Annotated in this window: 20 protein-coding genes and 2 pseudogenes; 13 read left to right on the forward strand and 9 right to left on the reverse strand. The window is 64.4% G+C overall.

The window, feature by feature from the left end; genetic code table 11:
* Window positions 1–22 precede the first annotated feature (22 nt).
* From EZ313_RS19325 to EZ313_RS19335, 3 genes are all read left to right on the forward strand, one after another.
* Window positions 23–571, forward strand: coding sequence for a universal stress protein (locus tag EZ313_RS19325; protein ID WP_167772667.1), 549 nt, complete (start codon window positions 23–25; stop codon window positions 569–571).
* A 1,637-nt stretch (window positions 572–2,208) separates the two neighbouring features.
* Window positions 2,209–3,495 carry a rhodanese-like domain-containing protein gene (locus EZ313_RS19330; protein ID WP_240788714.1) on the forward strand — a complete coding sequence of 429 codons (1,287 nt, stop codon included), beginning with the start codon at window positions 2,209–2,211 and terminating at the stop codon, window positions 3,493–3,495.
* A 560-nt stretch (window positions 3,496–4,055) separates the two neighbouring features.
* Window positions 4,056–4,637, forward strand: coding sequence for a GNAT family N-acetyltransferase (locus tag EZ313_RS19335; RefSeq protein ID WP_135264948.1), 582 nt, complete (start codon window positions 4,056–4,058; stop codon window positions 4,635–4,637).
* A gap of 181 nt (window positions 4,638–4,818) precedes the next feature.
* On the opposite strand, the gene EZ313_RS19340 is transcribed toward EZ313_RS19335, so the two are convergent.
* Window positions 4,819–5,202 (reverse strand): nuclear transport factor 2 family protein, encoded by a 384-nt coding sequence (locus EZ313_RS19340; RefSeq protein ID WP_135264949.1) that lies wholly within the window; start codon window positions 5,200–5,202, stop codon window positions 4,819–4,821.
* A 66-nt stretch (window positions 5,203–5,268) separates the two neighbouring features.
* Window positions 5,269–6,033 (reverse strand): nuclear transport factor 2 family protein, encoded by a 765-nt coding sequence (locus EZ313_RS19345; RefSeq protein WP_205960442.1) that lies wholly within the window; start codon window positions 6,031–6,033, stop codon window positions 5,269–5,271.
* Window positions 6,034–6,359: 326 nt separating this feature from the next.
* On the opposite strand from EZ313_RS19345, the gene EZ313_RS19350 reads away from it, so the two are divergent.
* Entirely contained in the window at window positions 6,360–7,226 is an 867-nt protein-coding gene (locus EZ313_RS19350; protein WP_167772668.1) for a helix-turn-helix domain-containing protein, read from the forward strand.
* 128 nt (window positions 7,227–7,354) lie between these two features.
* Window positions 7,355–7,959, forward strand: a pseudogene (locus EZ313_RS19355) (tyrosine-type recombinase/integrase).
* A 276-nt stretch (window positions 7,960–8,235) separates the two neighbouring features.
* Here EZ313_RS19355 and EZ313_RS19360 read toward each other — a convergent pair.
* Entirely contained in the window at window positions 8,236–8,649 is a 414-nt protein-coding gene (locus tag EZ313_RS19360) for a hypothetical protein (RefSeq protein ID WP_135264952.1), read from the reverse strand.
* A gap of 1,515 nt (window positions 8,650–10,164) precedes the next feature.
* Window positions 10,165–11,715 (reverse strand): annotated as a pseudogene (locus EZ313_RS23500) (serine/threonine-protein kinase); the annotation flags it as partial.
* Window positions 11,716–13,052: 1,337 nt separating this feature from the next.
* On the opposite strand from EZ313_RS23500, the gene EZ313_RS19370 reads away from it, so the two are divergent.
* The 5 genes from EZ313_RS19370 (at window position 13,053) to EZ313_RS19390 (ending at window position 17,110) form a co-directional block, all read left to right on the forward strand.
* Window positions 13,053–14,237: an NHL repeat-containing protein gene (locus EZ313_RS19370; RefSeq protein WP_135264954.1), complete on the forward strand. Its 1,185-nt coding sequence runs from the start codon at window positions 13,053–13,055 to the stop codon at window positions 14,235–14,237.
* Between the two features lie 322 nt (window positions 14,238–14,559).
* Window positions 14,560–14,955, forward strand: coding sequence for a response regulator (locus EZ313_RS19375; protein WP_276606974.1), 396 nt, complete (start codon window positions 14,560–14,562; stop codon window positions 14,953–14,955).
* 381 nt (window positions 14,956–15,336) lie between these two features.
* Window positions 15,337–15,699, forward strand: coding sequence for an STAS/SEC14 domain-containing protein (locus tag EZ313_RS19380; protein WP_167772670.1), 363 nt, complete (start codon window positions 15,337–15,339; stop codon window positions 15,697–15,699).
* Window positions 15,700–16,065: 366 nt separating this feature from the next.
* Window positions 16,066–16,341, forward strand: a complete 276-nt coding sequence (locus tag EZ313_RS19385; protein ID WP_135264957.1) for a hypothetical protein — start codon at window positions 16,066–16,068, stop codon at window positions 16,339–16,341.
* Between the two features lie 472 nt (window positions 16,342–16,813).
* Window positions 16,814–17,110, forward strand: coding sequence for a hypothetical protein (locus EZ313_RS19390; RefSeq protein WP_135264958.1), 297 nt, complete (start codon window positions 16,814–16,816; stop codon window positions 17,108–17,110).
* Between the two features lie 685 nt (window positions 17,111–17,795).
* Here EZ313_RS19390 and EZ313_RS19395 read toward each other — a convergent pair.
* The 5 genes from EZ313_RS19395 to EZ313_RS19415 form a co-directional block, all read right to left on the reverse strand.
* On the reverse strand, window positions 17,796–18,182 hold the full coding sequence (locus EZ313_RS19395) for a hypothetical protein (RefSeq protein WP_135264959.1): 387 nt from the start codon (window positions 18,180–18,182) through the stop codon (window positions 17,796–17,798).
* The gene (locus EZ313_RS19400) at window positions 18,142–19,197 is read right to left on the reverse strand and encodes a YdaU family protein (RefSeq protein WP_167772671.1); all 1,056 of its coding nucleotides are present in this window, start codon (window positions 19,195–19,197) and stop codon (window positions 18,142–18,144) included. The genes EZ313_RS19395 and EZ313_RS19400 overlap by 41 nt, the downstream gene beginning before the upstream one ends.
* A gap of 117 nt (window positions 19,198–19,314) precedes the next feature.
* On the reverse strand, window positions 19,315–19,638 hold the full coding sequence (locus EZ313_RS23805; RefSeq protein WP_420849325.1) for a helix-turn-helix domain-containing protein: 324 nt from the start codon (window positions 19,636–19,638) through the stop codon (window positions 19,315–19,317).
* A gap of 20 nt (window positions 19,639–19,658) precedes the next feature.
* Entirely contained in the window at window positions 19,659–20,369 is a 711-nt protein-coding gene (locus EZ313_RS19410; RefSeq protein WP_135264961.1) for a hypothetical protein, read from the reverse strand.
* Window positions 20,370–20,541: 172 nt separating this feature from the next.
* Window positions 20,542–21,576, reverse strand: a complete 1,035-nt coding sequence (locus EZ313_RS19415) for a tyrosine-type recombinase/integrase (RefSeq protein ID WP_167772673.1) — start codon at window positions 21,574–21,576, stop codon at window positions 20,542–20,544.
* A gap of 140 nt (window positions 21,577–21,716) precedes the next feature.
* On the opposite strand from EZ313_RS19415, the gene dusA reads away from it, so the two are divergent.
* The 3 genes from dusA (at window position 21,717) to EZ313_RS19430 (ending at window position 26,021) form a co-directional block, all read left to right on the forward strand.
* On the forward strand, window positions 21,717–22,706 hold the full coding sequence (gene dusA, locus EZ313_RS19420; protein ID WP_276606975.1) for a tRNA dihydrouridine(20/20a) synthase DusA: 990 nt from the start codon (window positions 21,717–21,719) through the stop codon (window positions 22,704–22,706).
* A gap of 74 nt (window positions 22,707–22,780) precedes the next feature.
* On the forward strand, window positions 22,781–25,138 hold the full coding sequence (locus EZ313_RS19425; RefSeq protein ID WP_135264964.1) for a bifunctional salicylyl-CoA 5-hydroxylase/oxidoreductase: 2,358 nt from the start codon (window positions 22,781–22,783) through the stop codon (window positions 25,136–25,138).
* 19 nt (window positions 25,139–25,157) lie between these two features.
* Entirely contained in the window at window positions 25,158–26,021 is an 864-nt protein-coding gene (locus tag EZ313_RS19430; protein WP_135264965.1) for an enoyl-CoA hydratase family protein, read from the forward strand.
* Window position 26,022 lies beyond the last annotated feature (1 nt).

Here is a 26,022-nt window from a genome sequence, read left to right on the forward strand (position 1 = left end):
ACACAGGACTGTGCTCCACGACATGATCGACCGTGAGGCAAGGACAAGCCTATTCGTCGTCGGAAAGGCCCGCCCCGTGGCACCGGCATTAAGCGTGCACTACTGGAACTTGGAGGGAGCGATCCGCGTTTTGCGGCGGCCGATCCTGCGGGCGAGTCGAACTTTCAGAGCTCCACTGCGTTTCGCCGTCGGTTTCGATGGCACGCCGTTCGGGCGGCGCCTGCTAGAGACGGTTTCTAACTCCGCACTGCTTGCTGGCTTGGCGTGCCGAGTGATGGTGGCAGGGCGCGCGAAGGCTGCGGCGTGCAATCAGCTTCGCTGGGCGGAGTTGACGCTGCGCGATGCTGGCTTCCAAGTCGCAGGCCAGTTGCTGCCTGACGATTCTGAAGCTGCCATTTGCGCCTGCATCGATGAAGCGGACATCGACCTCCTTGTATTGGCGATGCCTTGGGAATGGGGAGTGAAGGAGTTCTTTCTCGGCAGCACGCTCTCCCTGATCAGAACCTGCCCGGTGCCGGTGCTCATCTATCCCCACTCCCCAGTGCTTCTTGGTCGTCGGCACATGCCGTGAAAACACAAGCCTTTGCAGCAGCTCGAGATCAGCGTTGCCATTGGCTGTTCCGCTCCACCCACAACCTGCCTGGCTGGGCCGCCGCGCTTTCCCGGCCATGTTCGCTATAGTCAAAAGCGGACTTCGGTTCTCCGGCATGAACGTGACCGTTGCGCACGCGCGGAGTGGCGTTCAGCGATGCGGTGTCCACGTCGTACGGCGACGGCAGCTACGCGCCCCGCGGCATCTTCGGCCTAGGCATCCTCATCGAGCCGACGCGCAAGCTGGTGATTGCTTGGCGGTGGGCTGCTGGACTCTCGAGGTGGCGTGAAAGCCCCCGAGACGAGCTTGTGAGGGCCGGTAGGCCACGAGCGCGGGAGCGCAATCGGGACACTGAAGGCCTTGCGGGCGCCGTATTACTTCTTGACCGCCACGAGCGCCCCTTGGAGGGCCTCATTCGACTTACGCCGCAGCTTCGCAGCTACAGCGACCATCTCTTCGGTCGGGCCTGTCCCCCTACCTTGGGCAAGGCTCATGAGTGCGTCCGCGACCGCCCGCTCGGCAGTAAGCGCTCGTGCATCCGCAACACGCCACTGCTTCAGCAGGTCTGCCAAGTCCTCCATTGGTACTACCCTCATCGTCTTTCGCCTAGCTTACGTCGTGCTTTGGATGATGGATTTTCACGGCAGTGAGCGGGCTGCTGTCATCGGGAGTACCCGAGGAGGCGCGGTGGGCTCAACGCGTCCCGGCTCTCTACGCTCCTTCGTGGTGCGTTGGCGACTGGCGCGATGGGCCCGATCAGCGGTGCCAAGGAGCCGCGGGAGGACCGCGGAGACCGTACAGGGGGTTTCGTGGTCCCTTTTGCTTATGAGCCTGACCCGCCCGAACTCGGGCCGGAGCTCAAAGACTCAAGCCGCTTCCGCAGATCGGCCATCTCCCGGTCGATCAAGGCAATGACGCGGTGGATGTCCCCGCGCTCTTTTCCCGTGAGCAGGCTATTGAGCGCGAGTTGCTCCAGGATGGCGCGTAGGCTCGCTCGCCGCTCAAGGAGAGCCTGAAGTTGTAGGGCAAGCCGCTCTGGCTCTTCGTAGGTCACGGGGCAAATCTACCTGAGTCAGCAGCCCGGCGACCGTAAGAAGTTCACTAGCTACGGGTGGCTTGGCGGGCGCTTGGCGGCAAGCCGCTCCTGCGCTCGGCGCCTTGCAGACCACGAGCCGCGGCTTAAACGCTTGCGAAATCGGATAGGCGCGGCCGGCCGTTCCGACTTCGAGCTACTCCGGCCTATCAGGGCGCGGGGACTTCCGCCGCATCAGCAGCGTCTGCGCAAGCGGACCGACGGATTGACACTTTGGTGGTGCAGGGGAGCAGTGCCTGGACACCTCTGCTCGCCAGAAGCGCCGCAATGCCTTGCCGTGAGGATCTCCTTCGGATCACCGAAACGTACCGCTGGCACTTCCGGCGCCGCCCGCCCACCTGCAAGCCAGCAGTGTCGCTTAGCGCGGGCCAGAACTTGCCACCTGGCTGGCCGCCGACTGCGACGATCTTCGCTCGGGCAACAAAGCGGTGCTCCTTACGAATAAGGCTGCTGGACAGGCAGTTGCCGCAGGTGTAGGTTACTGTGGGTAACAGAAGCTGGGCACCGGCAGAGGAGATCTATCTTGCGGCTCACCCGTCCTTCCAGCGGCTACGAAGGGCTTGGCGCACCAGGGGTGCGCTGGGTAGAAATCATCAAGAGCAGGACAGTTGTCGCTACCTCGGTAGCCGTATTGAGCGCGTACTGCAGTGCAAGCGATGCATCAGCGCAGACAGCGGCCGCGTCAGCCGCCCCGCCGTTGCGCGTGCTCGTGAACCCAGGCGACAACAGCGAGCAATCGCGCGTGGTTTTGTACAGTGCCTGGAAAGTGGTGCTGGAGCAGGCCCTGCGCAAGCACGCGACAGCCGGCCTAGATGTCATCCTGTCCAGCGACGCGACGGCGGACTTGGGCAGCACCCGGTCCAAGCTGCACGATATCTTTATCGCTCCCGCGCATGTTGTCGGCAGCGCAGTGCGCTACGGCTACCAGCCGGTTGTCGGCCTCGACAAACCAGTGCAGGCCGTGCTTGTGGCGCCGTTGAACAGCAGCATCGGCAACTTGGCGCAGGCAGAGGGCAAGCGTCTCGGACTACCACTGCAGGACAGCGTGGTGACGTATTTGGTTCGCGGCGAGGTGAACGCGGCGAACACCACAATCAAGAGCCACTTCGCCTCGGTCTATGACACCCGCTATCAGGATGCGCTGCTGCCCTGCCTGCAGGTGCGCCGCTGCGACGTGGTGGCAGTCGAGAAGGGAGTCTTCGAACGCTGGGTGGCCGCCGGGGAGCCCGTCAAAGCCATCATGGAGTCAAAGCCAGTGCCCGGACTAAGCCTGGCCGTCCGCGACGGCGCGAAGACTGGGGCCGCGATACTGCAGGGTGCGCTGGCCGACTCCCAACCTTTCGCTAACCTGCTCCGCAGCGAAAACGCGAAGGCGGTCGTGTACACGCCGGCGGACTTCAAGTACGTGGCCACGCTCGGCTACTTCACTCCGCGCGCGCTGCCGGGCGCGAATGTAGTCGATGCGGCCGACGTCGCCCAACTGCTGCAGCGCGGCGGCATCTATGTCGACACCCGCACCGAGGCGGAGTTCAAGGTCGGCCATGTGCCCGGTGCAGTGCTGGTGCCGTACCTTGAGAAGAGCGCCAAAGAGGCCGACTTCGACGGCAGCCAGGACAAATTTGACTTGGCCCGACTGGTGCCCAATCGCGACGCCGAACTGATCTTCGCGTGCAATGGCCCGGAATGCTGGAAGAGCTTCAAGGCGTCGAAAGCGGCATTGAACGCCGGTTATCGCAAGGTCCACTGGTTTCGGGGGGGCTTTCCCGAGTGGCGCAGCTCCGGCATGAAGTTCGCAGGCGCCAACCACTAGTCTCATCTGGCTGATAGCTACGGGCCTTGTGCTTGGCGCGGACGCTATTCGCCTTCAGCCCAGCAATGCAGATTTCGCTTCGGGCGGAAAGCCGAAAATCACCGCCGGATTGGTGATCGGTAGGTCGAATCGCGACCCGCGCGGCGGCCAGTGCGGACCCGATCCGTTGATTGGCCGTCGGCATGGCGAACAGCCGCGATTCTGGTCGGAGCAGCGAGCACGTCTAGCGGTACTTAAACGGCACTTCATTTGTTCCAACACCAGAATGTAAAGCGCTCGTGCGGCCAGCGTCCCGGAAGCTGGAGACCTTCGCCGGGGCCTGCGGACTGAGACTCCGTCGGTCTGATGTCTGCTTTCGGCCAGCAGCGGACCTGGTCCGCGGACGGGTCCGCCATTTGTCGGGCCGCGAGCTCAACTGAGCGCCCGAAAAGCCTGTTCAGGATCATCGATCCCGGCGACGCGGTAATGCGCCTTCGGGCATGCTGGGCATGACGCCGGAAAGGCCGTGGGCGGTTCAGGCCCGAGCTGACGTACTGACGGTTCCTCAGGAGACAGACCTCATGACGCCGATCATCAAGACCGCCACCGAATCCGACGAAGCTGCGGCCACGGCGGTCGTGGTGCTTGCGTTTAGCGCGGACCCTGCGGCACGTTGGGCGTGGCCCGATCCAGACGAGTACCTCAGACATTTTCCGGGTTTCGTAAAAGTGTTCGGGGGCAGCGCGTTCGCCCATCAGAGCGCCTACTACGTGGACGGCTATGTCGCGGCGGCGCTGTGGCTGCCGCCTGGAGTCAACCCTGACGATGAGGCGCTCACTGCATTCGTGCAACGCACCGGGTCCGCGCAGGTGCAGCGGGACGGCCCGGCGGTGTTCGAGCAGATGGCCCGCTACCACCCGCAGGAACCGCATTGGTATCTGCCGTTCATTGGAGTGGATCCATCCCGGCAAGGCGAAGGCTACGGCGCGGCGCTGATACAACACGCGCTGATCCCGTGCGACCGCGATCGAACGCCGGCCTATCTCGAATCGTCCAACCCAAGGAACATTTCGCTTTATGAGCGGCACGGGTTCGAGGTACTGGGCTCCATTCAGGTGGGAACCTCGCCGCCGATCGTGCCTATGCTCCGTTCACCACGGTAGCTGATCGAGAAGCCGGGCTAGCCCTTTCCCCGTTTCCATCTCGGCACGATGGCTTCAACGCTGATTGATTCACTTGTGGACAAGCGATGGCACAGACGCATAGCGACCGCAACGGCGTTCGGCCGCTTTCGGCCAGTAGCAGCCGTCCCGATCAGTCGTAACAGTCTGCAGGCGATGGCCATCAGAACATCCCATTGGAGTTCTTGGATTCACCAGGCACGACCTGCAAGACATCCCAGTGTTCGACGATCTTTCCATCCTCGTTCAATCGAAAGATGTCGATCCCAGCATAGTCGTGATCGCCAGGCCATCTCTGGTGGCAGTGCAGGATCACATGATTGCCCTCAGCGAAGACCCGCTTGAAATCGACGCGCTTGCCGGGATACTCGCGGGCCATTCGCTCGAAGTAGTCGACGAATGCGTCTTTGCCGTCGGCGACGTGCGGGTTGTGCTGCCGGTACTCTGCGTCGGCAAAACGGTCGATAGCCTCCTGAGGCCGGCACTGATTGAACATCAGGTCGTAGAAGGCCACCACGTTGGCCTTGTTGCGTTCGAGTGAATCCACGGCGTCTCCAACGGCAGAAAGCCGGAGCGTGGCACGGCTCCGGCCTATTCCTTGCGAAAAAAAGTATCAGAACTTGCCGTTGGCGTTCTTCCACTCGGCGCGCGGCGGGATGGCTTCGATGGTGTCCCAGTGCTCGGCGATCTTGCCGTTCTGCACGCGGAACAGATCGTAGAAGGAGGTGGGCTTGCCGGCGAACTGTCCTTCACTCACAACCAGCACGAAATCGCCTTCGCCGAGCACCTTGTGCACGCGGCTGTACTTCATCGTGACGCCGGCCTTTGCCATGGCTTCCAGGGCTTTGCCCAAGCCGGACAGTCCGTCGGCGATTTGCGGGTTGTGCTGCACATAGTTGTCGCCATCGAAGTAGCCCGTCAGCTTCTCCATGCGCCCGTTGACCAGGATGTCGTCGACGAAGGCAGCGACCAGCTTCTTGTTGGCGGCCGTGACTTCGAGCCCGCTCGATTGCGTGGGCCCGTCGATCATCGTGCGGCCGCTCGGGTTGGGAGCCTTGGGGGGCTCCTGCAGGTTGTCCCAATGCTCGACGATCTTGCCGTCTTCGAAGCGGAAGATGTCGAATCCGACTTTCGGTCCGAAGAAGTTGTAGTCGGTGTGGGTGAACACGAACTCGCCGTCGTGGAAGACGCGGACCGTGTTGACCTTTGCGGATCCCTTGGGCAGCGCTTGCAGCAGCGCGCCGAAGCCGGCCAGCCCGTCCGCGGCGCCAAGGTTGTGCTGGATGTACTTGTTGTGGTTAATGACGGCAACGGGGGCGCCTTCGCCGGTTTCGATCGCCTTCAGCAAGGCGACCACTTGTTGCTTCTGCTGGGTCATGGTGGCTTTGTGCTTGGTGCTGTTGACGAAGGGACCGCTTGCGCACGCCGAAAAGGCGGTCGCGGCAAGTACGGCGAGCGCAAGGCGGCGTGGCGTGTTCAGTGTCATGGTTGAAATCGTTCGTTGATGCGCTAGCTGCGCGGCCTCGGGTCGGAGGTGTCCGCTTCATGGCGGTATTGTGAAAGTGGCAGGGACGCGCGGAAAGGTTGAACGGAATCAACCCATGGTCAGATCTGGGAGGTTCAGCGTAGACTGCCTCGATGCCACGACGTAGTCCCTCCGTTCTGGACCTGCGCTTTCAAAACCCGCGACTTGCCAGAGTGGGCGTGGAAGTGCTCTCCCTGGAGCAGCTTCGAAGCAGGGCAAAACCCAGCCTGTTCGAGGCGCCGCAGCGTGTCGACTTTCACCACCTGCTGCTGATCCAGGAAGGGCGCGCCGAGCACATGGTCGACTTCGTGACGTACGGACTTAGGCCCGGGGCCGTGCTGCTTGTGCGGCCAGGCCAGGTGCAGCAGTGGAAACTCCCCGCGGAAGTACAGGGCCAGCTTGCGCTGATCTCTAGCGAAGCACTATCACCGTCAGTGGCCCGCACCGATGTCGACATGCATCTGCTCGCCCTTGCGCAGTGGCCCGCCTTCTCGCAGCCAAGCAGAGCCCTGTTCCGTGCGGCCGTGGACGACATCGGCAGGCTTGCTGCGGATGTAGAGCGCTTCGAAGGAACGGATGTCGAGGCCGCGATCATCCGGCACGAACTCCTCACGCTCCTCATGAGGCTGGCGCGCGAACTGCGAAGTGTCATCCCTCACCGTGAGGCAACGCGCGACGCCGAGATCTACGCGCTCTTCCAGAAGGAGCTGGAGGCGACTTATGCCAAACGCCTGAGCGTGCTCGACTATGCGAGGCGTCTCGGCTTCTCCGAAAGCACGCTCTCACGCGCTTGTGTGGCGACGGTGGGGCGCACCGCCAAAGCGGAAGTCGACGGTCGTGTTGTCCTGGAGGCAAAGCGCTTGCTCGTGCACAGCCAGTACACCGCCGTCCAGATCGCGCACCAGCTCGGCTTCACCGAACCAACGAACTTCCTGAAGTTCTTCAAGCGGGGTGCCGGCTGCACTCCCTTGGAGTTTCGGCAAGCACACACGATTGCGGGCCGTCCTGCGAACGCTCAGAACAAGCGGAAGCGTTTGGCCCGGTAAGCCATCTGGCCTGGCGTGATTTCCAGCTGTCGCGCGGCCTCTGCCACGTCGCGTTCTGGAATGCGACGTCCGCTGTGGGTCTAAAGCAGCCGTAGAGCATGGTGAGGTCCTCTTCATGAGGAGCTCCCATGGGCATACAACGCTCTGCCTGGAACAAAGGACGGCTGCTTGGCCAGAAGCCGCCGCTGAAGCCGAGGGAGATCTGGTCTCTCCGCATTCGCCTTCAGCTTGCTGACAAAGCTCGCGACCTTGCGCTGTTCAACTTGGCAGTCGACAGCAAGCTACGCGGCTGCGATCTTGTCTCGCTACGGGTTCGAGACGTGCACCAAGGCAGCGCGGTCGCGAGCCGTGCCATCTCATGCAGCGCAAGACGCAGCGTCCGGTGCAGTTCGAGATCACGGAAGCAACGCGTGAGTCCATTGCCGCCTGGGTGGCGCGATCTAATCTTCGCTCGACAAGCTACCTCTTCCCGGGTCGAGGCAAGGAACGCCACCTATCTGTACGCCAATACAGCCGGATCGTGAAGGGCTGGGCGCGCTGCATTGGTCTGGACCAAAGCCGGTACGGGACGCACTCGCTGCGTCGGACGAAGGCAACGTTGATCTACAAGCGGACCAAGAACATCCGGGCCGTCCAGCTCCTGCTCGGTCACACGAAGCTGGAAAGCACCGTGAGGTACCTGGGCATCGAGGTTGACGACGCACTTGAGATCTCGGAGCAGACGGAGATCTAGACTGCTTCCGGTTAGAAGGGGCCGTTCCGCCTCAAAGCTTCAGCACGCGGTTCTCCGGTCGCTCGCGGGGCTGAGACTGGGCCGGACTTCCGCGTTAGCTCTCGCCGCCAACTTGCCACGTTGGGCTGGTGAGGGGTTCGAAATCCGAACATCTCGAACGTGTTCAACGTACCTTCTATCAGAGGCTGCTCATGATTCGGCTGTCCGGCGACGGAACCGCAGCTGATGGTACTGTGCTCGCCTTACCAACTCGCCGCGTTGGTGTTCAGAACGTCATCAATCGCGCGAGCGGATGCCGAACCAGCGTGCCAGCCGGTCGCGCCAGATGTCGCGGCCGGCCTGACGATAGTCCCGCAGCCACCCCTGGGTTGGCGGCATGCGGCGCACGACCCACTGCGCCACGATGATGAAGGTCACCATCCAAAACAGGCTGAGCCACAACGCGGCCCACCAACCGTGGCCGGCTTGTTCCAGTCCCTCGCGCAGCGCCGATCGCAGCACGATCACGCCGAAGAGCGGCAAGGCCGCGATGCACAGGTAGCCGAGCAGGAACCTGGTGAGGCCAAGCCGGCGGCGGCGTTCGCTGGAAACCAGGGACGTGATGGCCACCGAAACCAGCAGCACCACGGCGAACCAGGGCAGCTGTTCGCTTGCACGCTCGACGAAGGCACTTGAGAGGGTCTGGGGCACGGGCGTTAGGACCAGCCGAGCGCGTTGCCTGGCGACTCGGGTCGCGTTATTGACGTGGAGCGATAGTGTGTCTTCTGGTGGTAACTTAGCCGCCAGCAATGCTGAGCGGCCGTGCATGCGAGTGAACCACCTGCGACCCTGAGCAGCGCGGTTTCGAATCCGAGGTTTTCTTGTCGCAGTCGGACGGAGGGCAGTACTGAGCACGGGAGCAGCCGATTGGGCTCCCTCAGCTAACCAGTTCGCGCGGCTGCTTTCGGCCAATAGCACCCCTGCGAGATCACTCCGTTATCTCAGGCCCGTGCTCCCTTGCCGCTCTGGAGGCTCACAACGCCGCTTGGCTTGAGTATCAGGGTTTGCACCGGATACCGAGGTGTCCAGGCAGCGGACCATCACCGTCAAAGGAGAACGTGTGCGAAAAATCGAGCTCTGGCTGGAGTACGCGAGCACGTACTCCTACCTGACTGTCGCCCGAGTTGGTCGCCTCGCCGATGAGCGACGAATCGAGATTGAGTGGCAGCCGTTCTGGTTGTACCCGGTTCGCGAGAAGCTGGGCTTGCTCCCGCCGTTTCCCGAAGGCTCCGTACGGGAGCGGTACATGTGGCGGGACCGGGAACGGCGGATTAGCAAGCTCGCGAGATGTAGAGATCTCATCTTGAGTCCTCGAAGTGACGACATCCCGACGCTAGTTGCGCGGCATTAGCCGGGTGTAAGGCGTCCATGCGATTCCCAGTGCGTCTCATCCCACGCCCGGCGCATCGCCTTCAAGCCTAGTGGCTCCGCTGCACTTGACCAACCCGCTTGAGTCACGCGCGGTGACGACGCTGCCGGGTGGAGAGGCAGTTCCGGCGGGCGCGCGTCAGCTCGACGTAGGAATTGCTGGCCTTAAAACGCGGCCGTTGACTGCACTGCTGTAGGAACTGCCCGGTTCACAGCGCTTCGGCTGCGGACCACGATGGGTCAAGGTTCGCACGCTTATGAGCTCACGCGCATTGACGCGGCAAGTCCGGAACATCGCCCGCTCCGCTGGGGTCTCGGACCCAGAGGGATACCGCGCTGCTGAGCTCGGCGACGGAACTGTTCGGGTTCGAGGCCCACACGCGACAGCGGTCTACCCCAAAGAGGCTTGGGCGAGCTTATTCAGCAGGCATCTTGAAAAGGGACTCTTTGGCGCGCGGAGCACCCCAAAAACAGACCAGGCGAAGCCAGTTGAACTTCGGAGCCAGGAGCGCGCGAAAGAATAGTGGCGGCCTGCCTGCGCAAAGCCCCGACTGGCTCGAGGAAGCCCGGCCGCGCTAAGAAGCTCTGACGAGAGCTGAAGGGTACTTTCGCAGCCAGCTCGAGCTGCTGGGCGCGCCGTAACCAATGGCGCAACCGCCGCCAGGCGCTGGAGGTGCGCGCGGTGCAGTACCAGACCACGGTGGGCCTGATCCGCGATCGGCGGCAGCTGGGACGCGCCGACGCCGGCCGGGTGAGGAAACCGGGAGCAGGTTCGCGGCGCGTTAGCCGCCTGGGCTCCTAGGGCCCGTTTCGCTGGTTCAGCCTGTGCCGGACGACGGCGTCCGCGTGTATGCGCACGCACACGGGGTGGTGGCGGTACTCGGAGCTCGCGCATTCGTAGGCGACGCAGAGTTCGCGCGCAATCGAGTAATCCTGCCGGCAGACGTTGAGCGGCGAGGGCGAGGGCGGCGCCGCCATCGCGGCGGTCGCGCGGGAGGACGGTTCCGGCGGTTCGGTGGCGGCCGTGCGTTGCGGGGCGGGTCGCTCGACGGTCTCGCGCGGCCGGGGCGCGGGCGCCGGCGGAGGCGGCGGTTGGGCGGCCGCCTGGCGTGGCGGCACTTCGATCGGCTCCGCCACCACGATCTCGCGCACGCCCCGCTCGACGGGCGGCTCGACGGCCTTGCGCGGGCGCGGTTCGGCGGGCCGGCCCGTAGCGGGGACGGGGGCTGCCCCGCGCACTGGCCTCAGATTCGCGAGCGCCTGGGCGGCCTTCGGCGCTTCGATCGAGGCCGTGGCCGGCACCGCATGGGCGGCCGGCAAGTCCGGCGGCGGCGCAGGCGCGGCGGCCAACGGTGAAGGCGCGGGCGAGGGCGAAGTCGCCGCAGCCGCAGCGGGAGCGGGAGCCGCCCTCTGGCCCGGCGCGCCCAGCGGCGCGCGCATGCTTTCCACGCCCACGCCCACGAACATCCCCCCAACCACGAGGGCGGCCGCAAGGCCGGCGACCAGCGCCGCGCCGGCGCAGCGGTGGCGGACGGCCGCGGGTTCACCGAGCTCTTTGGGCGCCGTCGGGGGCGCCGGCGCCCGGGCCTGCACCGCGCGCTGGGGTCGCACGGGAACGACCGCGCGTTCCTCCACGTGCATGCCGAACGCGGTCTGCAACGCGGCCGCGAGTTCGGCGGCGTTGTGGTGGCGCGCCTCCGGATTGCGCGCCTGCGCACGTTCGAACACCGCATCCAGGGCTGCCGGAAGCTCGCGCCTCAGCTCACGGGCAGGGCGCGGCGCCGCGTGCGCCTGGTACGGCCAGGAGCCCGTGAGCAGTTCGTAGGCGACGACCGCGGCCGAGTAGAGGTCCGCGCGGCAGTCCGCCGGCTGGCCAAGGATCTGCTCGGGCGCCATGTACGCCGGCACGTCGAACACGCCGGGCCGGCGGCTGGCCGAGGCCGCGGCGCCCAACCAGCCGAATCCGGCGATCTTCAGCTGGCCGTTGCGGCCGATCAGCACGTGCTGGGGATTCAGTGCGGAGTGCACCAGGCCTCGTTCATGCGCGGGGGCCAGCGCGGCCAGCAGTTGCACCGACAGCGAGAGACCCTGCAGCGCAGGCAGCCGCCCCGCCCGGGCCAGGTACTGCGCCAGCGTCTCGCCTTCTACAAACGCCGTCACTGCGTACGCGCCGTCTCCGTGCCAGCCGAAATCGTGCAGCTCGACGATGCCCGGATGCTGCACCCCGGCCGTCTGCATGGCCGTGGCCCGCATGCGCTCGCGCCGGTCGGTCGAAAGCGTCGGATCCACCGGCCACTGCGTGACGGCGACGCGCTCCCCGGTTTCCGTGTCGACGGCCTCGTGAACCGTCGCCGTCCCCCCCCAGTGGCGACGACGCGCTGCAGCTGGTAACGGCCGATGTCGCCGGGCATCAGCACTTCTCCGCTCTTTCGGGCCGGACCGGCAGCTGGTAGCGGCGCTTCAGCAACTCCAGCCCCAACATGCTGCGACCGCGTGTCTTGCGCCCCCGGTTGGCCGCCGTCTTGATCCTTCCTATCGTTGACCTTGCGCGTCATGGTGGCCATGTTCTTTTTTCCCATCAAAGCGCCGGGTAGGACAGCTACCCACATGCTTGTCGCCGGGCCGCTAGTGTCCAGCCACTGGGGCGGCCCGAGCCGGTAACGGTCGAGCACTACCAACATGTTGTGGTCAGGCCCAGCGGGGCCCCGGCGGCACTCCACCATGCCGCCCGCGCGCCCGCACGAGGGTCGTGGCAGGGGGCTCGCTCAGAGCCTGCGAAGAACAGCTCAATAGAGGTGGCAGTGACGTCGACGGCCTCAGGCGGCGGTGCGAGGAGACCCCCCGTAGCACGGGAAAGCAGCGCTGGCCAGCTGTGCTGGCTGCTTCGGGTCGAAGCGACCGTGACCGGCGGATTGTTGATCCGCAGGGCGCCCCGAGGCACTTGGCTAGTCGCCAAGTGTTGCCTCTTGTCCGAGCCGCTTTGAACGGCGAGGGCCTAATTCGCCACCGCAGAGCATGGTAATTTCGTGAGCCTTGCCGATGTTCAGAGAGGACCAGTTCTCCACCAAGGACCAATCAGGAGCGTCCGGTGCTATCTCACGCATGTGGCCCTTGCGATGAAGATCAGCCACGGGCGGAGAATCGCGCCGGCCTCGAGCACCACTTGCCGTTTGTGACCAACAGAAGGAGGCGTCCAACGCGCCAGCACCGGTGGGAATGTGGGCGCTTCAGTTGTAGGTCGCCTTCACCGGTAGACCTGTTGGGGCAGACGGAACCCAAAGCTTCGCATCGCACAGGCCCCGTTGTGCTAAAGGGAACTGTGTTGAGCGGTGACACTACTCTGTGGGCGTCGAGCAGTGGCGGCCACAACGCAGCACGGGTCAGTGCAGGACAAAACGCCGCCGTCGTGTAGTAAACAATCCCACACACGTAGGACTTGCTGCGTGGGATAAGTTTCCATCCTCGTCAATCACTACACCCGAGGAGCAACCATGAGCTGTTCAAGTACGCTTCATCCGAGCCGTTTCCTTGTTCCGCTATTGCGGGAGGCAAGCTCGACAATCCTAGCCTTGGGGCTCTTCGCAGGAGCCGCACATAGTCAGACGCTTCTGTCCGAGACAACGTGGGGCGGCCAGGGCGCCGACGTTGCCCACGGAGTCGCAGTTGCCACGGACGGCAGTTCGTACATGGTGGGCCTCTCCGACAGCTTCACGACCGATCAATTCGGTAATCCGCGCCCGGCCATCTCGTTGGTGAAGTTCTCGTCCAACGGGTCCGTCGTCTGGCAGAAAGTCTGGACCGGCGAGACGCAGCGCGGCGGCGGACGTGCGCCAACCGTGGCGCTAACGTCCGACCAGAGTTCGGTCTATGTGACCGGTCTTTCGAATGCGAACGGCGGCGATGCGGTGCTGCTGAAGTTCGATTCCGACGGCAACCTCCTGTGGCAGAGAACCTGGGGTGGCAGCGTCATCCGCGAGGAGAGCGAGGCCGTCGCTACGGACGCGCAAGGGGCCGCCTACATCTCGGGCACCCAACGAGACCACCAGGCTGGGACGGCAGGCCTGTTCGTCGTCAAGTTCAATGGGGACGGCACCGTTGCGTGGCAAAAGATCTGGAACGACGCATCGGGGTCGGCGGTCGCCGTCGGGCCCGACGGCCATGTCTACGCAGCAGGAAGCAAGATGCGTACTGATGGATCGTTTGAGTTCGACGTCCTGGCACTCAAGATCACGAATGGCGGCGGACTCGTCTGGGACATGACGTATTCCGCCGCCGGGACTGTGGACGCGCGTGGCGGAATGACGGTCGGGCCCGACGGAGGCCCGATATTCGCGGGTGCCATCCAGGCCGGAAAAAAGGTCGTGGGCATCTCAGCCTTGCTTGTCAAGCTCACCACCGACGGCGGGCTGTCGTTCGATAGTCAATGGGGAGGCAGCAAGAACGGCACCTCCGGCCACGCCGTGGCCCTGGCGCCGGATGGGTCCATCCATGTCGCCGGAGCGGCGAGTCTCGGAAGTGGCGCCGACGAGGCATTCGTCTTCCACGTGGACACCCAGGGCAGGGGCCTGGATGCGGTGACGTGGGGCGGCGCTGGGTTCGACAGCGGCCATGGCGTGGGTGTTGCAGGCGACGGCACGGTCGTGCTCGCGGCGACCACGAACCCGCCGGGGCCACCGTTCACATTGCTCGATACATCGGGGAAGGTGTCCAGTGTCGGTGGCGCCGTTGCGGTCGCCGGCGGCAGTCTCGCTGATGCACCAGGCCTTGCGGCCGATGCAGGCGCGCTCGTTATCAATTCGACTGGTGGCACCAGCTACGCCGGGAATTCCGAGACGGCGCTCGTGAAGTTCTTCGGGGCCTCGAAGAAGTAGGGCAGTCGTTGCCAACAGCGGCCACGTCTTCGAACCGGCCGCGGGTACGGATCAGGACCCGGGTAGCCGGCCTGTTTCGCGCCCTGTACTGAGCACCTACTGAAAGCGCGTTGATGCTGGGCGCGTGCGGCTCGGGGCGGCGCGTACCCCAGCTACTGCATCTTTGCCCGCTGGTGGAGGTCGGTGCCTGCCGGGGAGCGGACGGCAAACTGGCGCGAGATTGAGCGGCCTCGCGCGGGCAGACGGAGCGGTTCCGACGCGCCGCGTGACAGCGAGGGCCATTCCGTTCTGGCTGGCCCGTTATGAGAGTAAAACGAATGCCATGTCAGCTACAAACCACCGTTCGACCCGGGTGCTGATCGTCGAAGACGAGGAGGACTGCCGCATGACCCTGGCGCTGCTGATGTCCATGCACGGCTTCGAGGTGCGCGCAAGTGCGAGCGGCCGGGAGGCGATCGCCATCGCAGAAGAGTTCCTGCCCGAAGTAGTCTTCCTCGACCTCGGGATGCCCTTGATGGACGGCTACGAGACGGCGGCCGCGCTGAGAATGAATGCTCGCACGATGCAAGCTCGAATCGTTGCACTGACGGGCTACGGAGCTGAGCGCGAAATGGAACTCGCTGCGGCAGCTGGCTTCGACTTGTACCTGGTCAAGCCAGCAGCATTGGCAGATCTTCTCGCCGCCGTATCGCAACCCTTGCCGACAATGCTCGCCTGAGCCGCGTCCAAGCTGCGCCCGTTACGCAGCTCGCAACGACGGTGGCAGTCGCATGGACCTGCCTCAGCAACGAACTACGGACTACGAATCCGCCGGTCCCAGTGACCTCATCGGGTGAGTCGCTCTAGGTGCAGAGGTCCGCTTCGGCGGCTAGCAAATATCGCCCGATCGATTGCTCCTTGCCCGGCACAGCCCGGCAGAGGCTCTGATCACCACGGCCCCTCCCACCGCCGGACCGCGCCCGGTGGCTTAGACGGCCGAGAGGCTCTCAAGTCTTGGGCTTCAAAAAGTCGCAGGCGCGATCCGTTGCTCTCGGCGCGCCTCACGAGGACGCTCTTTCCGATGAGTCACACGCCTTGTTGCCTTGGCTATGCTGGCACGGTGGCGTACACCTGTGAAATCGAACTCAGGCCGGATCATGTCCGCGCCGCCATTGCCGGATCCGGCACCGTGGAGGAATTCATCAGCATGGTCCAGTGGCTCGGAGCGAGGAGCGTCACTTGGCGCTCCTCGGTGCTGCTCGTGGATCTTCGGGGAGTCGAGACGGTCTACACGTTCACTGAGCAGTTGATGATCGGACGCGCGGTGGGCGTGAACCTGCGCCACTTACGCAGGCACGCTGCCGTTGTGCGGGCGGAGCGCATCACGCACGTGGGCGAGAAGGCAGCGCAGCACGAAGGCAGCCCCCTTCGCGTGTTCGCCGACGAAAAGGAGGCGGCGGCCTGGCTGTTCGAGACGGATTAGGCAGTTACGCCGCTGGCCAGGGTTGGCTAGATGGAGACGTGTTCAGATTGGCGGATGTTGAGCCGGCGGTTCGCCCGACGCATGACGATGCACGCCTGCTTCAATGCGCTCTAGTCGTTTGACCGCCGGATTGTTCATCCATGGTGGTTCCGGCCCCGAACTACGAATCGGTTCAGAGCAGCGGGGAAGTGCGGTTAGACGGAGGCGGTGGCTGCCAAGGTCCGCGCCTGGAGCGGCTGCGCGACGCCAGCTTGCACAGTCCGCCAGCTAATCCGCCTGAAGGACGATGATCTGCGAAGTCGATCGGCTAGGGTTTGACGCCGTCGCAGCGCTCACGATACCCTTTCCGCATTGCGGGGACAGGCGATGGCGATCACAAACGCTCAGCTCACCGAGCTCCTAGAGGGCATGGCCCGCACGCACATTGCCTTGCTGAGGGCAACCCTCGATCATCACCCGACGCTGCGACTGGTCGTTCCGGCGCTGCAACGCGAGGCTCAAATCACCGGGGGTGCTTCTCAGCCGATATCTTTGGGGAACGTCTACGCACGCATGATGCTGAATGCAGGCGCCGTACCGCCCCCGGACCAGCAGTCCATTGAGTACTTCGCGAAGGAGCTGGACAAACTCACGGGCGCGTAGGCCCGACACCTCACGAGTTCAGGTGGGTTCCTCGACCATGGCGCTTCCCCACGCTCAAACGTCGGCGCTTCTGGGGCTTGCGGAGCGGCGCGTCATCGAAGCCGAGATGCGCGTTACCAGAATGCGGCAGCTGGTCCTCTCCCTGGCCGAAAAAGGGCGAAATACAACACAGGTGGAGGCAGAGTTGGTGTCCATGGAGTGCACTGTGCAGAGCATGCATGATGCGCTGCAAGCTGCCCGACGGAGCGATTTGCTCAACTCGTCCACTCCCGTCCTTCCTGCCACCCCGGCCGCTTAATTTTCGCCGAGTCCGCCGACCGCACGCCGGGCGCGGCGTTCGCCTACTGCCGTCCGCCCTTGCCCCGCCTACAGTAAAGTTCCTTCTGGACCCATGCAGCTCCCCTAGTGCCCTGAGCTGCCGCCGATAACAGGCAGGCCACTTCGCTGCTTTCGCACCCCCTCTGGAGTGCGTATGAGCACCGAATCGAGACACCCCATCTTTGACAAATGGCTCGTCGTGCAGGCAAAGGCGCATCAAGCCGAGCTAATCGTAATGCGCGCCCAAATTCAGGAGGCGGTTGGTGCTGGCCCAGTTCCTCCGGACCTGCTGGAGCACGCCAGAACCTTGCGGATGCGGGCGAGCATTCTGGTTCCGGAGGCACTTGCTGAGATGGCGCGCCTCGCGGACTCAGTCCGCTGGCGGCCGGACGAGCAGGACCAAGAGATGGAGAGGATTGCCCGAGCGGCAAGCGCGCACCACGCGGAGTAGCGCAGGCCTCGGGTGCCTGCGTCGGGGGTTCACTACGGACGCGCTTCGTCTTTCACAGCGGCATATACCTGTCTGAACAAGGCGGCCGCGTCCCGGCGAAGAGACGTCGCCACTTCAATCAACCCTTCAAGCTCCGCGTTCGTTGGAGTCTGCACGTCTGCGCCTGCCGCTCTGCCGCGACTGCTGCCTGTTCGGCTGCTGGCCAAGTCTTGATGAGGGATTCTCTATTCGGCATGCGAGGCATGTTAGCGACTGGCGGACAAGCTGGCGGAAGGCAGATCGAACCGGCGGAGAGCCAATACTGGCGCGGGTCTTGACAGACGCCCTCTCCGGCCAAACCGTAGAACGCCTCATTGGCGCTAGACGGCGGACGCCTCATTGGCGCTAGACGGCGGACGATGATCGTCTTTGCCAGCTCACGCACGGGTCCCTTTTGCCGGGCCGCTCCCACGGGTGATTCGGACCCCAAACTCGGACTGTTGTGATGGCCGTGTAAGGGGGTTGTCCTGTATGCGTCCTGTCAAGCAATTCGGAAACCGACCCACTAGCGGCCCACCGACAGCTCGAATAACCCGCGGGCGTCCTCGCTAGGAGGACCCGGAATCCTCGGCAGGGCACGGTAGTGGCCAGCGGCGCTCACCCATCCACTAGCGTTAGGCGAGCTCGTCGCTCAACTCCTCCTCAGCTAAGACCGCCGCTCTCGTGAACGTGGCTTGGTGAGGAGCTGCCGAGCATACGCAACTGCCTCTTGCGCCTTCTGCTTGTTGCGCGCCAACTGCTCAAGGCTCAATACTTCTTCTGCTGGCGCGAGGTCTCTAGCGGGCTGCGGCATCTGTCGGCAAATTTGCTCGAAGAGCCCCGCGTCAGGAGGATTCCCTGGCGGCAGATGCATAAGTCCGTATTGAAGCTGTTCATCTGAGAGGCCGGCAAGCTGCTGTCGCCAGTCTTCCAAGACGCTCGCCAAGTCGATGCCATCCCATCGGCCGAGAAAGTAGTGCCCGTACCGAAGGGCAATCCTGTTGAATACTCGCTCAATGCTTTGCGAGCGCGAAGGCTGCTTGTTCGCGAACATTCTTTGTCTCCACGTCGATGGTCATGCCCAGATTGAGTGTGTCCACAGCTGCAATCCCTGGAAGAGAAGATGCGACGCGTCTGGCGCGTTCACTGCGCGAGGGCCGCACTGCGACTGCTTGGCCGGCCCGGGCCTGGAGCCATTGGGTGCGTACTGCTTCGCAATCGTGCAACAGGAGCCCGATCGGGTGCCGTTTCGGTGCGTAATGCTCCAGCTGAAGGTAGAACTCGGCCACCAGCGGCGCTTCGGGGGCGGGGATACGCTGGAGTAGGTGCTTCAGCTGTCCGTTCACCTTGCTATTGCGGGTTGGGGGAACGCCATGGCGTTCCTGGAAGGCCTTCGCATAGCGCGCCCATACGTCCGAAATGCTGGCCTGTTGCACGGAATCTTTTTCGCGCGATGGTGTAGGACTGGATGGGACGAGTTTCACCTCGTCCAAAGAAGAGTCTGGGAGATGGGTAATGGGGTCTGGTGTCTGGGTACCCGTTGCGCACATTTCGCGTTCCGTTTCAGATGGCGTTTCAGGCGGCGTTTCAGGCTCTGGCGCAGACCCGGCCTGTGAGCCCGCGGAAGGTGCACTACCGACGGACCGGGCCAGCGCCCTCACTTCAGCAATCGGAGCGTTGAAGGGCAGGTGGTGCCCAGCAGCGTTGATGGTGGCGAACAGCTCCGCACGTTCAAGTCTGTGACGTACAAGCCGTGTGTGTTCGTTCTTCTTCTTGGCTTCGCGCTCTGGGGCACCGTCCTTGTAGGCTTGAATCACGGCATCGCACGTGCGCTGATGCCATCCATCAGGTTGAAGGTGGAAGAATTCTTCTAGTACCGCAGCAATGGCCTGTTTTTGCGCTCTTGTGCACGCCCGCACTTGCCGGCAGGCTTCGGAGATTTCAGCAGGTATGGGACGCTCTCGGCGGTAGTACCACCTAAGCAGGCGTGTGTATGCCATATCCTCGTCCCAACTTAGATGGGCCGTTGCCGCGTCATAGTCGCGGATGTGGTGCTCGTAGTAGTTCACGTCTATCTGGCTTGAAGAGCCGAGGGGCGACCGGAGCAAGGCTGCCGGCCACTTAGCTAAGCGAAGTTATTTAGCTCGAAGGGGCGAGGGCGACGCAGCAAGGTTGCCCCCACTGGTTCAGAGCAGTTCTTTGGAGCCCACGAGGGCCGCACGGACGTGGCTGTCCAGAAACTCGCGCACGCCAGCCTTGGGGTACAGCACTCGGTTTCCAACAAGTGCGTACGCCGGCCCCTTCCGTCTCTTGCGCCAGGCTTCCGCTGTGCTGGGCGTAATGGAGCAGAGCGCACAGAGATCCTGCTCTGTCAAGTAGTCGAGCGCCGCTGCGAGCGCTTCGACACGGCTGGCAGTTGCCGCGGGGGTGATTGTCTGGGCTGTCAAAGGTGCCTCCTGAAGGAATGGGAGGTATCTTTCCAGCGAACTCCGGGGCCTGAACCGGAACAACCTTCGATTTGTTGGCGGACTTATTCCGGTTCTGGCCAGGATATCAGTCGGGCACTCGACGCCAGGCCGCTGTTCTTCAGAAGTGACTCCACCGTCTGGCTGTCGAACTCAGTGTTCAGAGTGGCATTGCAGAAGCTCGCCACAACATGGCCGCATGGCTTACCGTCTTTGGGCATCCCTAGAGGCGTATTCACCGCATCCGTTGCCCTGCCGGCGGTGAACATACGAAGGTAGATAGTGAGTTCGAAAGCCAGCATAGTCGCTACCTTTCGAGGAGGGCCTTGAAGAGGGAGCGGGCTGTCGAAGTACAGGTTGCCGTCTGTGTGGAGATGCCAGAATCCCTCACCATTAAGCTCAGGTATCTGATCGCCCAGTGTCTCAGCTAACTCGTTGAACCAAGCATGCCCGAGCTCCAGGTAGCTCCTGCTGCCACCATCTGCAGGACCGGAGAGCTCCGCCTGCGCTGGGTTGTTGCCGCCTGGTAAGCCCCAAAACATAGCACGGTCCCCACGGTCACATGCTTTCGCCAACATGTTTGCCGCCGCTCTCAAGTGCTCAACACGTTCTCGCTGAGCAGCTAGCTCCTTGCGATACGTGCGACCTGGATCTTTCGTTGCGTCGTACCTTTCAGCGGAGAGGCAAGCGGTGCCTATCCGCAAAAGGGTGATGCAGCGGTCCCTTTCGATCCCACGGTCCGTTCCGGTCCGACGTAGTTTGTCGAACAACTTCATGGCTGATCGCGTTCCAAGCCGATCCCGCCAGGCTCCCCAGTCGCCCCGCCAAGCTCCCCTCCACTCGGCTGCGGTCGAAAAGAGCTGCTCACTCGCAAGCGCTGGCCTGCTCCAGCTCCGCGGTGAAGTGGGCGGCAAAGACTCTCGGAGATCGTTGTTGGCGGTCATCGAACTAAGCCCTCGATGGCACGATAACGGCATGCACGTCTTCCGGTTTGATCTCCGTATACCGGCGCAACATGCTCCACGTTTTGTGGCCGGTGAGGAGTGCCACGCGCGGGATGTCTAGGCCCATGCGAAAGAACTGTGCAGTGGCCCGGTGCCGCAGGTCGTGGAAGTGCAGATCTTCGATGCCGACCGCTTGGCACGCCCGCGTAAAAGCGGTCGAGACTGACGCGGCTCTGGCTTGGAAGATGCTGCCGGCCTGCCGGTCCTTGATCGCGCGCTCAACGACTGCCCACGCGTCAGGCAGCAATGGCACGGTTTGATTGTTGCCCGCCTTTCTCTGAGGGTCCTTGCGGTCGCGGATTACGACCGTCTTGCGCTGGCTGTCGACGTCCTCGACCTGTAGTCGGCAGATCTCGTCCTGGCGCATGCCGGTAGCCAGCGCGAACCGGCACAGCGTGGGCATGTCAATTCGCTGCCGCGGGCTGGTCCCCCAATGGGCGTAGAGCTTGTCCAATTCGTCGTCGGTGGGCTCGCGCTGGCGCTCCTTGCTGCGCGTCTGCAGGCCCCGGTGCTTGAGGCTTTCGCGGGCCTCCAGCGCGAGCCGGTCGTTGACGTCCAGTTGACGGGCGTGTCGAGCCCACTTGAGCACGGCGGACAGGAACGACAGGTCGGCCGCGATCGTCACGCCGCCGGCACCCGCCTGTTCGCGTCGATCGATGAAGTCCCGCAAGACGACGGCGGAGACGGAGGAGAGCTTCACCTTGCCCATCTCGCGCTTGAGCATCGCCAGCGTTGCAGCCTTGGTCTTGCCAGGCTCGCGGGCGAGCGTCTCCTGGTACTTGTCGATCAGGTCGCCGACCGTGGCGCCTTTAGGCGCAGGGGCGAAGCCGCCGGCCGCGATGTGGTGCGACTGGGCTTCAATGCCGGTCGCCCAGTCGCGGGCCTCGCGCTTGGTCGCGAAGGTGGCGGCCCGGTACAGGCCCGCGCGCCTTACCTGCGCGCGCCACTTGCCGCTGGGTAGCTGAGAAAATGTAGGCATCGTGTGCAGTCCCCTCGTGTGCAGTCTTTGTGCGTCCGATCGTTCCCGGATTATTCCCGCGATAGCCCTGCCGTGTGCACGCCGTGTGCACTTCATCGCGCACACGCCGCTTTTTAGCGATCCGACAATCTGAAAAAACCATTGTGAATCAAGAGCTTATCAGATGGCGCGTCAGTGTTGCACCGATGATGGACTGGACCGACCGCCACTGCCGCTACTTCCACCGGCTCCTCAGCCGCCGCGCGCTGCTCTACACGGAGATGGTGACCACGGGCGCGCTGCTGCATGGCGACGTTCCGCGGCACCTCGACTTCGACGAGACCGAGCATCCGCTGGCGCTGCAGCTCGGCGGCAGCGAGCCGGATGAGCTCGCCAAATGCGCGAAGCTCGGCGAGCAGTGGGGCTACGACGAGATCAACCTCAACTGCGGTTGCCCCAGCGAGCGGGTGCAGCGCGGATCGTTCGGCGCCTGCCTCATGGCCGAGCCGAAGCTCGTGGCCGACGGCGTGAAGGCGATGGTGGACGCGGTGAGCATCCCCGTGACGGTGAAGCACCGCATCGGCATCGACCGCGACGAGAGCTACGAATTCGTGCGCGACTTCGTCGGCACGGTGGCCGAAGCCGGCTGCGGCGTGTTCATCGTCCACGCCCGCAATGCCTGGCTCAAGGGCCTGTCGCCGAAGGAGAACCGCGAGGTCCCGCCGCTGCGGTACGAGACCGTGCATCGGCTCGAGCGCGACTTCCCGGGGCTGCAGTTCGTCATCAACGGCGGCTTCGGCACCACCGCCGAAGTGCAGGAGCAACTGCGAGCACTCGACGGCGTGATGGTCGGGCGCGAGGCGTACCACAACCCCTGGTGGCTGGCGTCCTGGGACGAGGCGTTCTTCGGCGACGCGCCGTTCGAGGGCACGCGAGAGTCGGTCGAGGCCGCGCTGGTCGACTACATGGCGCGGCAGCGGCGCGAGCACGGCACGTACTGGTATGCCGCGGCCCGGCACATGCTCGGCCTGCGCAACGGCTTGCCGGGCGCGCGCCGGTGGCGGCAGGTGTGGAGCGACCATCGCCTGAAGGCGCTGGACCCGCACGACGTGATGGCGCTGGCACACCGCCAGGTCGCGCTGGCCGCCTGAGCCACCCCTTTGGGGGATGGCCGTTTTTCGGCTAGATGCTTTAAACTTAAATAATCCAGGCTTGGAGCATCTGAATGAAGATCGTCTGCATCGGCGGCGGCCCGGCCGGCCTGTACTTCGCCCTGTTGATGAAGAAGCAGGACCCGCGGCACGACATCACGGTGGTCGAGCGCAACAAGCCCTACGACACGTTCGGCTGGGGCGTGGTGTTCTCCGACCAGACGCTGGGCAACCTCCAGGCGGCCGACCCGCAGACGGCGGCCGAGATCCTCGGCGCCTTCAACCACTGGGACGACATCGAGGTCAACATCCGGGGCGAGAAGATCCGCTCGGGCGGCCACGGCTTCTGCGGCATCGGCCGCAAGCGCCTGCTCAACATCCTGCAGAAGCGCTGCGAGGAACTGGGCGTTCGCCTGCAGTTCGAGACCGACGTGCAGGGCGACGAGCAGTTCCCCGACGCCGACCTCATCATCGCCAGCGACGGCCTGAACAGCCGCATCCGCACCAGGTACCAGGCCACGTACCAGCCCGACGTCGACATGCGGCGCAACCGCTTCGTCTGGCTCGGCACGCACAAGCTCTTCGAGGCCTTCACCTTCGCGTTCGAGGAAACGGAGCACGGCTGGTTCCAGGTCCATGCGTACCAGTTCGACGGAGACACCTCGACCTTCATCGTCGAGACGCCGGAGGAGGTCTGGCGCAAGGCGGGGCTGGACACGATGGAGAAGGAGGAGTCGATCGCGTTCTGCGAGCGGCTGTTCGCCAAGTACCTCGACGGGCACAGGCTCATGTCCAATGCCGCCCACCTGCGCGGCTCGGCCCAGTGGATCCGTTTCCCGCGCGTCGTGTGCAAGACCTGGGTGCACCACAACGGCCGCCAGCCCGTGGTCCTGATGGGCGATGCCGCCCACACGGCGCATTTCTCGATCGGGTCCGGGACCAAGCTGGCGCTCGAGGATGCGATCGAGCTGGCGCGCTGCATCTCCAGCGCCCAGGGCGACCTGAACCGCGCGCTCGCCGACTACGAGGCGGTGCGCAGCGTCGAGGTGCTGAAGATCCAGAACGCCGCACGCAACTCCACCGAGTGGTTCGAGAACGTGCCGCGCTACGTCAACCTGCCCGCGCCGCAGTTCGCCTATTCGCTGCTCACGCGCAGTCAGCGCATCAGCCACGAGAACCTGCGCCTGCGCGACAAGGGCTACGTGGAGCAGTACGAGGACTGGATCGCGCAACTGGCCGGCGTGCACCGCTCGCCGACGCAGCAGCCGGTGCCGCCGATGTTCACGCCGTTCAGGCTGCGCGGGACGGTGCTGAAGAACCGCGTGGTCGTCTCGCCCATGGCCCAGTACTTGTGCGAGGACGGCGTGCCCGCCGACTACCACATGGTTCACCTGGGCGCCCGCGCGCTCGGCGGAGCCGGAATGGTCGTGGCCGAGATGACCTGCACATCGCCCGATGCGCGCATCACCCCCGGCTGCCCGGGCTTGTGGAATGAGCAGCAGCAGGCCGGCTGGAAACGCATCGTCGACTTCGTGCACCGCCACAGCGACGCAAGGATCGCGATGCAGCTCGGGCATGCGGGCCCCAAAGGCTCGACCCGCGTGCCCTGGGAAGGCGAGGACCAGCCGCTCGCGTCGGGCAACTGGCCGCTGCTGTCCGCCTCGCCGCAGCAGTACATCGATGGCGTGAGCGACTGGTCGCGCGCGATGACTCGAGCCGACATGGACCGCGTGCGCGACGATTTCGTGCGCAGCGCGCGGTTCGCCGCGGCCGCCGGATTCGATTGGCTGGAGCTGCACTGCGCGCACGGCTACCTGCTCTCCAGCTTCATCTCGCCGCTGACCAACCTGCGCACCGACGAGTACGGCGGCTCGCTGGAGAACCGGCTGCGCTATCCGCTGGAGGTGTTCCGGGCCATGCGCGCGGTCTGGCCGGAGCACCTGCCGATGTCGGTGCGCATCTCGGCGCACGACTGGGTGGAAGGCGGCATCACGCCCGACGACGCCGTGGCGATCGCGCGCGCCTTCAAGGCGGCGGGCTGCGACCTGATCGACTGCTCTTCGGGCCAGGTGAGCAAGAAGCAGAAGCCGGTGTACGGCCGGATGTACCAGACGCCTTTTGCCGACCGTGTCCGCAACGAAGTCGGCATCGCGACGATGGCGGTGGGCGCGATCTCGGAAGCCGACCACGTCAACAGCATCATCGCGGCCGGCCGGGCGGACCTGTGCGCGGTGGCTCGACCGCACCTGGCCAGCCCGTCCTGGACGCTGCTGGAAGCGGCGCGCATCGGTTACCGCGACGCGAAGTGGCCGGTGCAATATCTCTCCGGCAAGTCGCAGCTGGAGCGCAACCTCGAACGCGAGAAGGCGATGGCCGTGCAGACCGCGGGCCTGTCGCCGCTGGAGCAAGCCAACCAGGCGCAAGGCGTCTGAGTCCACACAAGGAGATCCCATGAAAGACGAGAGCGGGCCGCGGCTCGACCCGGCGCTGGCCGCCGGCAACATGAAGCCGATGGCCGGCTACAAGGCCCGGCACTTCGGCTGGTCGGTGCAGGGCAAGGTGGCGACCATCACGCTGAACCGGCCCGAGCGCAAGAACCCGCTGACGTTCGACTCGTATGCGGAATTGCGCGACCTGTTCGGGCAGCTTCGCTACGCCACCGATGTGAAGGCGGTCGTGGTCACCGGCGAGGGCGGCAACTTCTGCTCGGGCGGCGACGTGCACGAGATCATCGGGCCGCTCGTGAGATTGGCGGCGCCCGAGCTGCTGATGTTCACTCGCATGACGGGCGATCTGGTCAAGACGATGCGGGCCTGCCCGCAGCCGATCGTGGCGGCGGTGGACGGCGTGTGCGCCGGCGCCGGTGCGATCGTCGCGATGTCGTCGGACCTGCGTCTGGGCACGGCGCGCAGCAAGACCGCGTTCCTCTTCAACCGCGTCGGCCTGGCCGGCTGCGACATGGGCGCCTGCGCCATCCTGCCGCGCATCATCGGCCAGGGCCGCGCGAGCGAACTGCTCTACACCGGGCGCTCGATGTCGGGCGAGGAGGGCGAGCGCTGGGGCTTCTTCAACCGGCTGTGCGAACCGGACGCGCTGCTGGGAGAAGCGCAGAAGCTGGCCGCCGAGGTGGCCGCCGGTCCCACCTTCGCCAACGGCATCACCAAGACCATGCTCCACCAGGAATGGGCGATGACGCTGGAGCAGGCGATCGAGGCGGAAGCGCAGGCCCAGGCGATCTGCATGATGACCGAGGACTTCAAGCGGGCGTACAACGCATTCGTCGGCAAGCAGAAGCCGGTGTTCGAGGGGAACTGAC

The organism is Ramlibacter henchirensis (genome assembly GCF_004682015.1).
GTDB lineage: Bacteria > Pseudomonadota > Gammaproteobacteria > Burkholderiales > Burkholderiaceae_C > Ramlibacter > Ramlibacter henchirensis.

Excerpts from the sequence above, each read along its gene's own strand:
- EZ313_RS19325 (WP_167772667.1), top strand. The coding sequence starts at position 23 with ATGATCGACCGTGAGGCAAGGACAAGCCTATTCGTCGTCGGAAAGGCC.
- EZ313_RS19335 (WP_135264948.1), top strand. The coding sequence starts at position 4,056 with ATGACGCCGATCATCAAGACCGCCACCGAATCCGACGAAGCTGCGGCC.
- EZ313_RS19345 (WP_205960442.1), bottom strand. The coding sequence starts at position 6,033 with ATGACCCAGCAGAAGCAACAAGTGGTCGCCTTGCTGAAGGCGATCGAA.
- EZ313_RS19370 (WP_135264954.1), top strand. The coding sequence starts at position 13,053 with ATGGTGGGCCTCTCCGACAGCTTCACGACCGATCAATTCGGTAATCCG.
- EZ313_RS19375 (WP_276606974.1), top strand. The coding sequence starts at position 14,560 with ATGTCAGCTACAAACCACCGTTCGACCCGGGTGCTGATCGTCGAAGAC.
- EZ313_RS19385 (WP_135264957.1), top strand. The coding sequence starts at position 16,066 with ATGGCGATCACAAACGCTCAGCTCACCGAGCTCCTAGAGGGCATGGCC.
- EZ313_RS19390 (WP_135264958.1), top strand. The coding sequence starts at position 16,814 with ATGAGCACCGAATCGAGACACCCCATCTTTGACAAATGGCTCGTCGTG.
- EZ313_RS19395 (WP_135264959.1), bottom strand. The coding sequence starts at position 18,182 with ATGTTCGCGAACAAGCAGCCTTCGCGCTCGCAAAGCATTGAGCGAGTA.
- EZ313_RS19410 (WP_135264961.1), bottom strand. The coding sequence starts at position 20,369 with ATGAAGTTGTTCGACAAACTACGTCGGACCGGAACGGACCGTGGGATC.
- EZ313_RS19415 (WP_167772673.1), bottom strand. The coding sequence starts at position 21,576 with ATGCCTACATTTTCTCAGCTACCCAGCGGCAAGTGGCGCGCGCAGGTA.
- EZ313_RS19425 (WP_135264964.1), top strand. The coding sequence starts at position 22,781 with ATGAAGATCGTCTGCATCGGCGGCGGCCCGGCCGGCCTGTACTTCGCC.
- EZ313_RS19430 (WP_135264965.1), top strand. The coding sequence starts at position 25,158 with ATGAAAGACGAGAGCGGGCCGCGGCTCGACCCGGCGCTGGCCGCCGGC.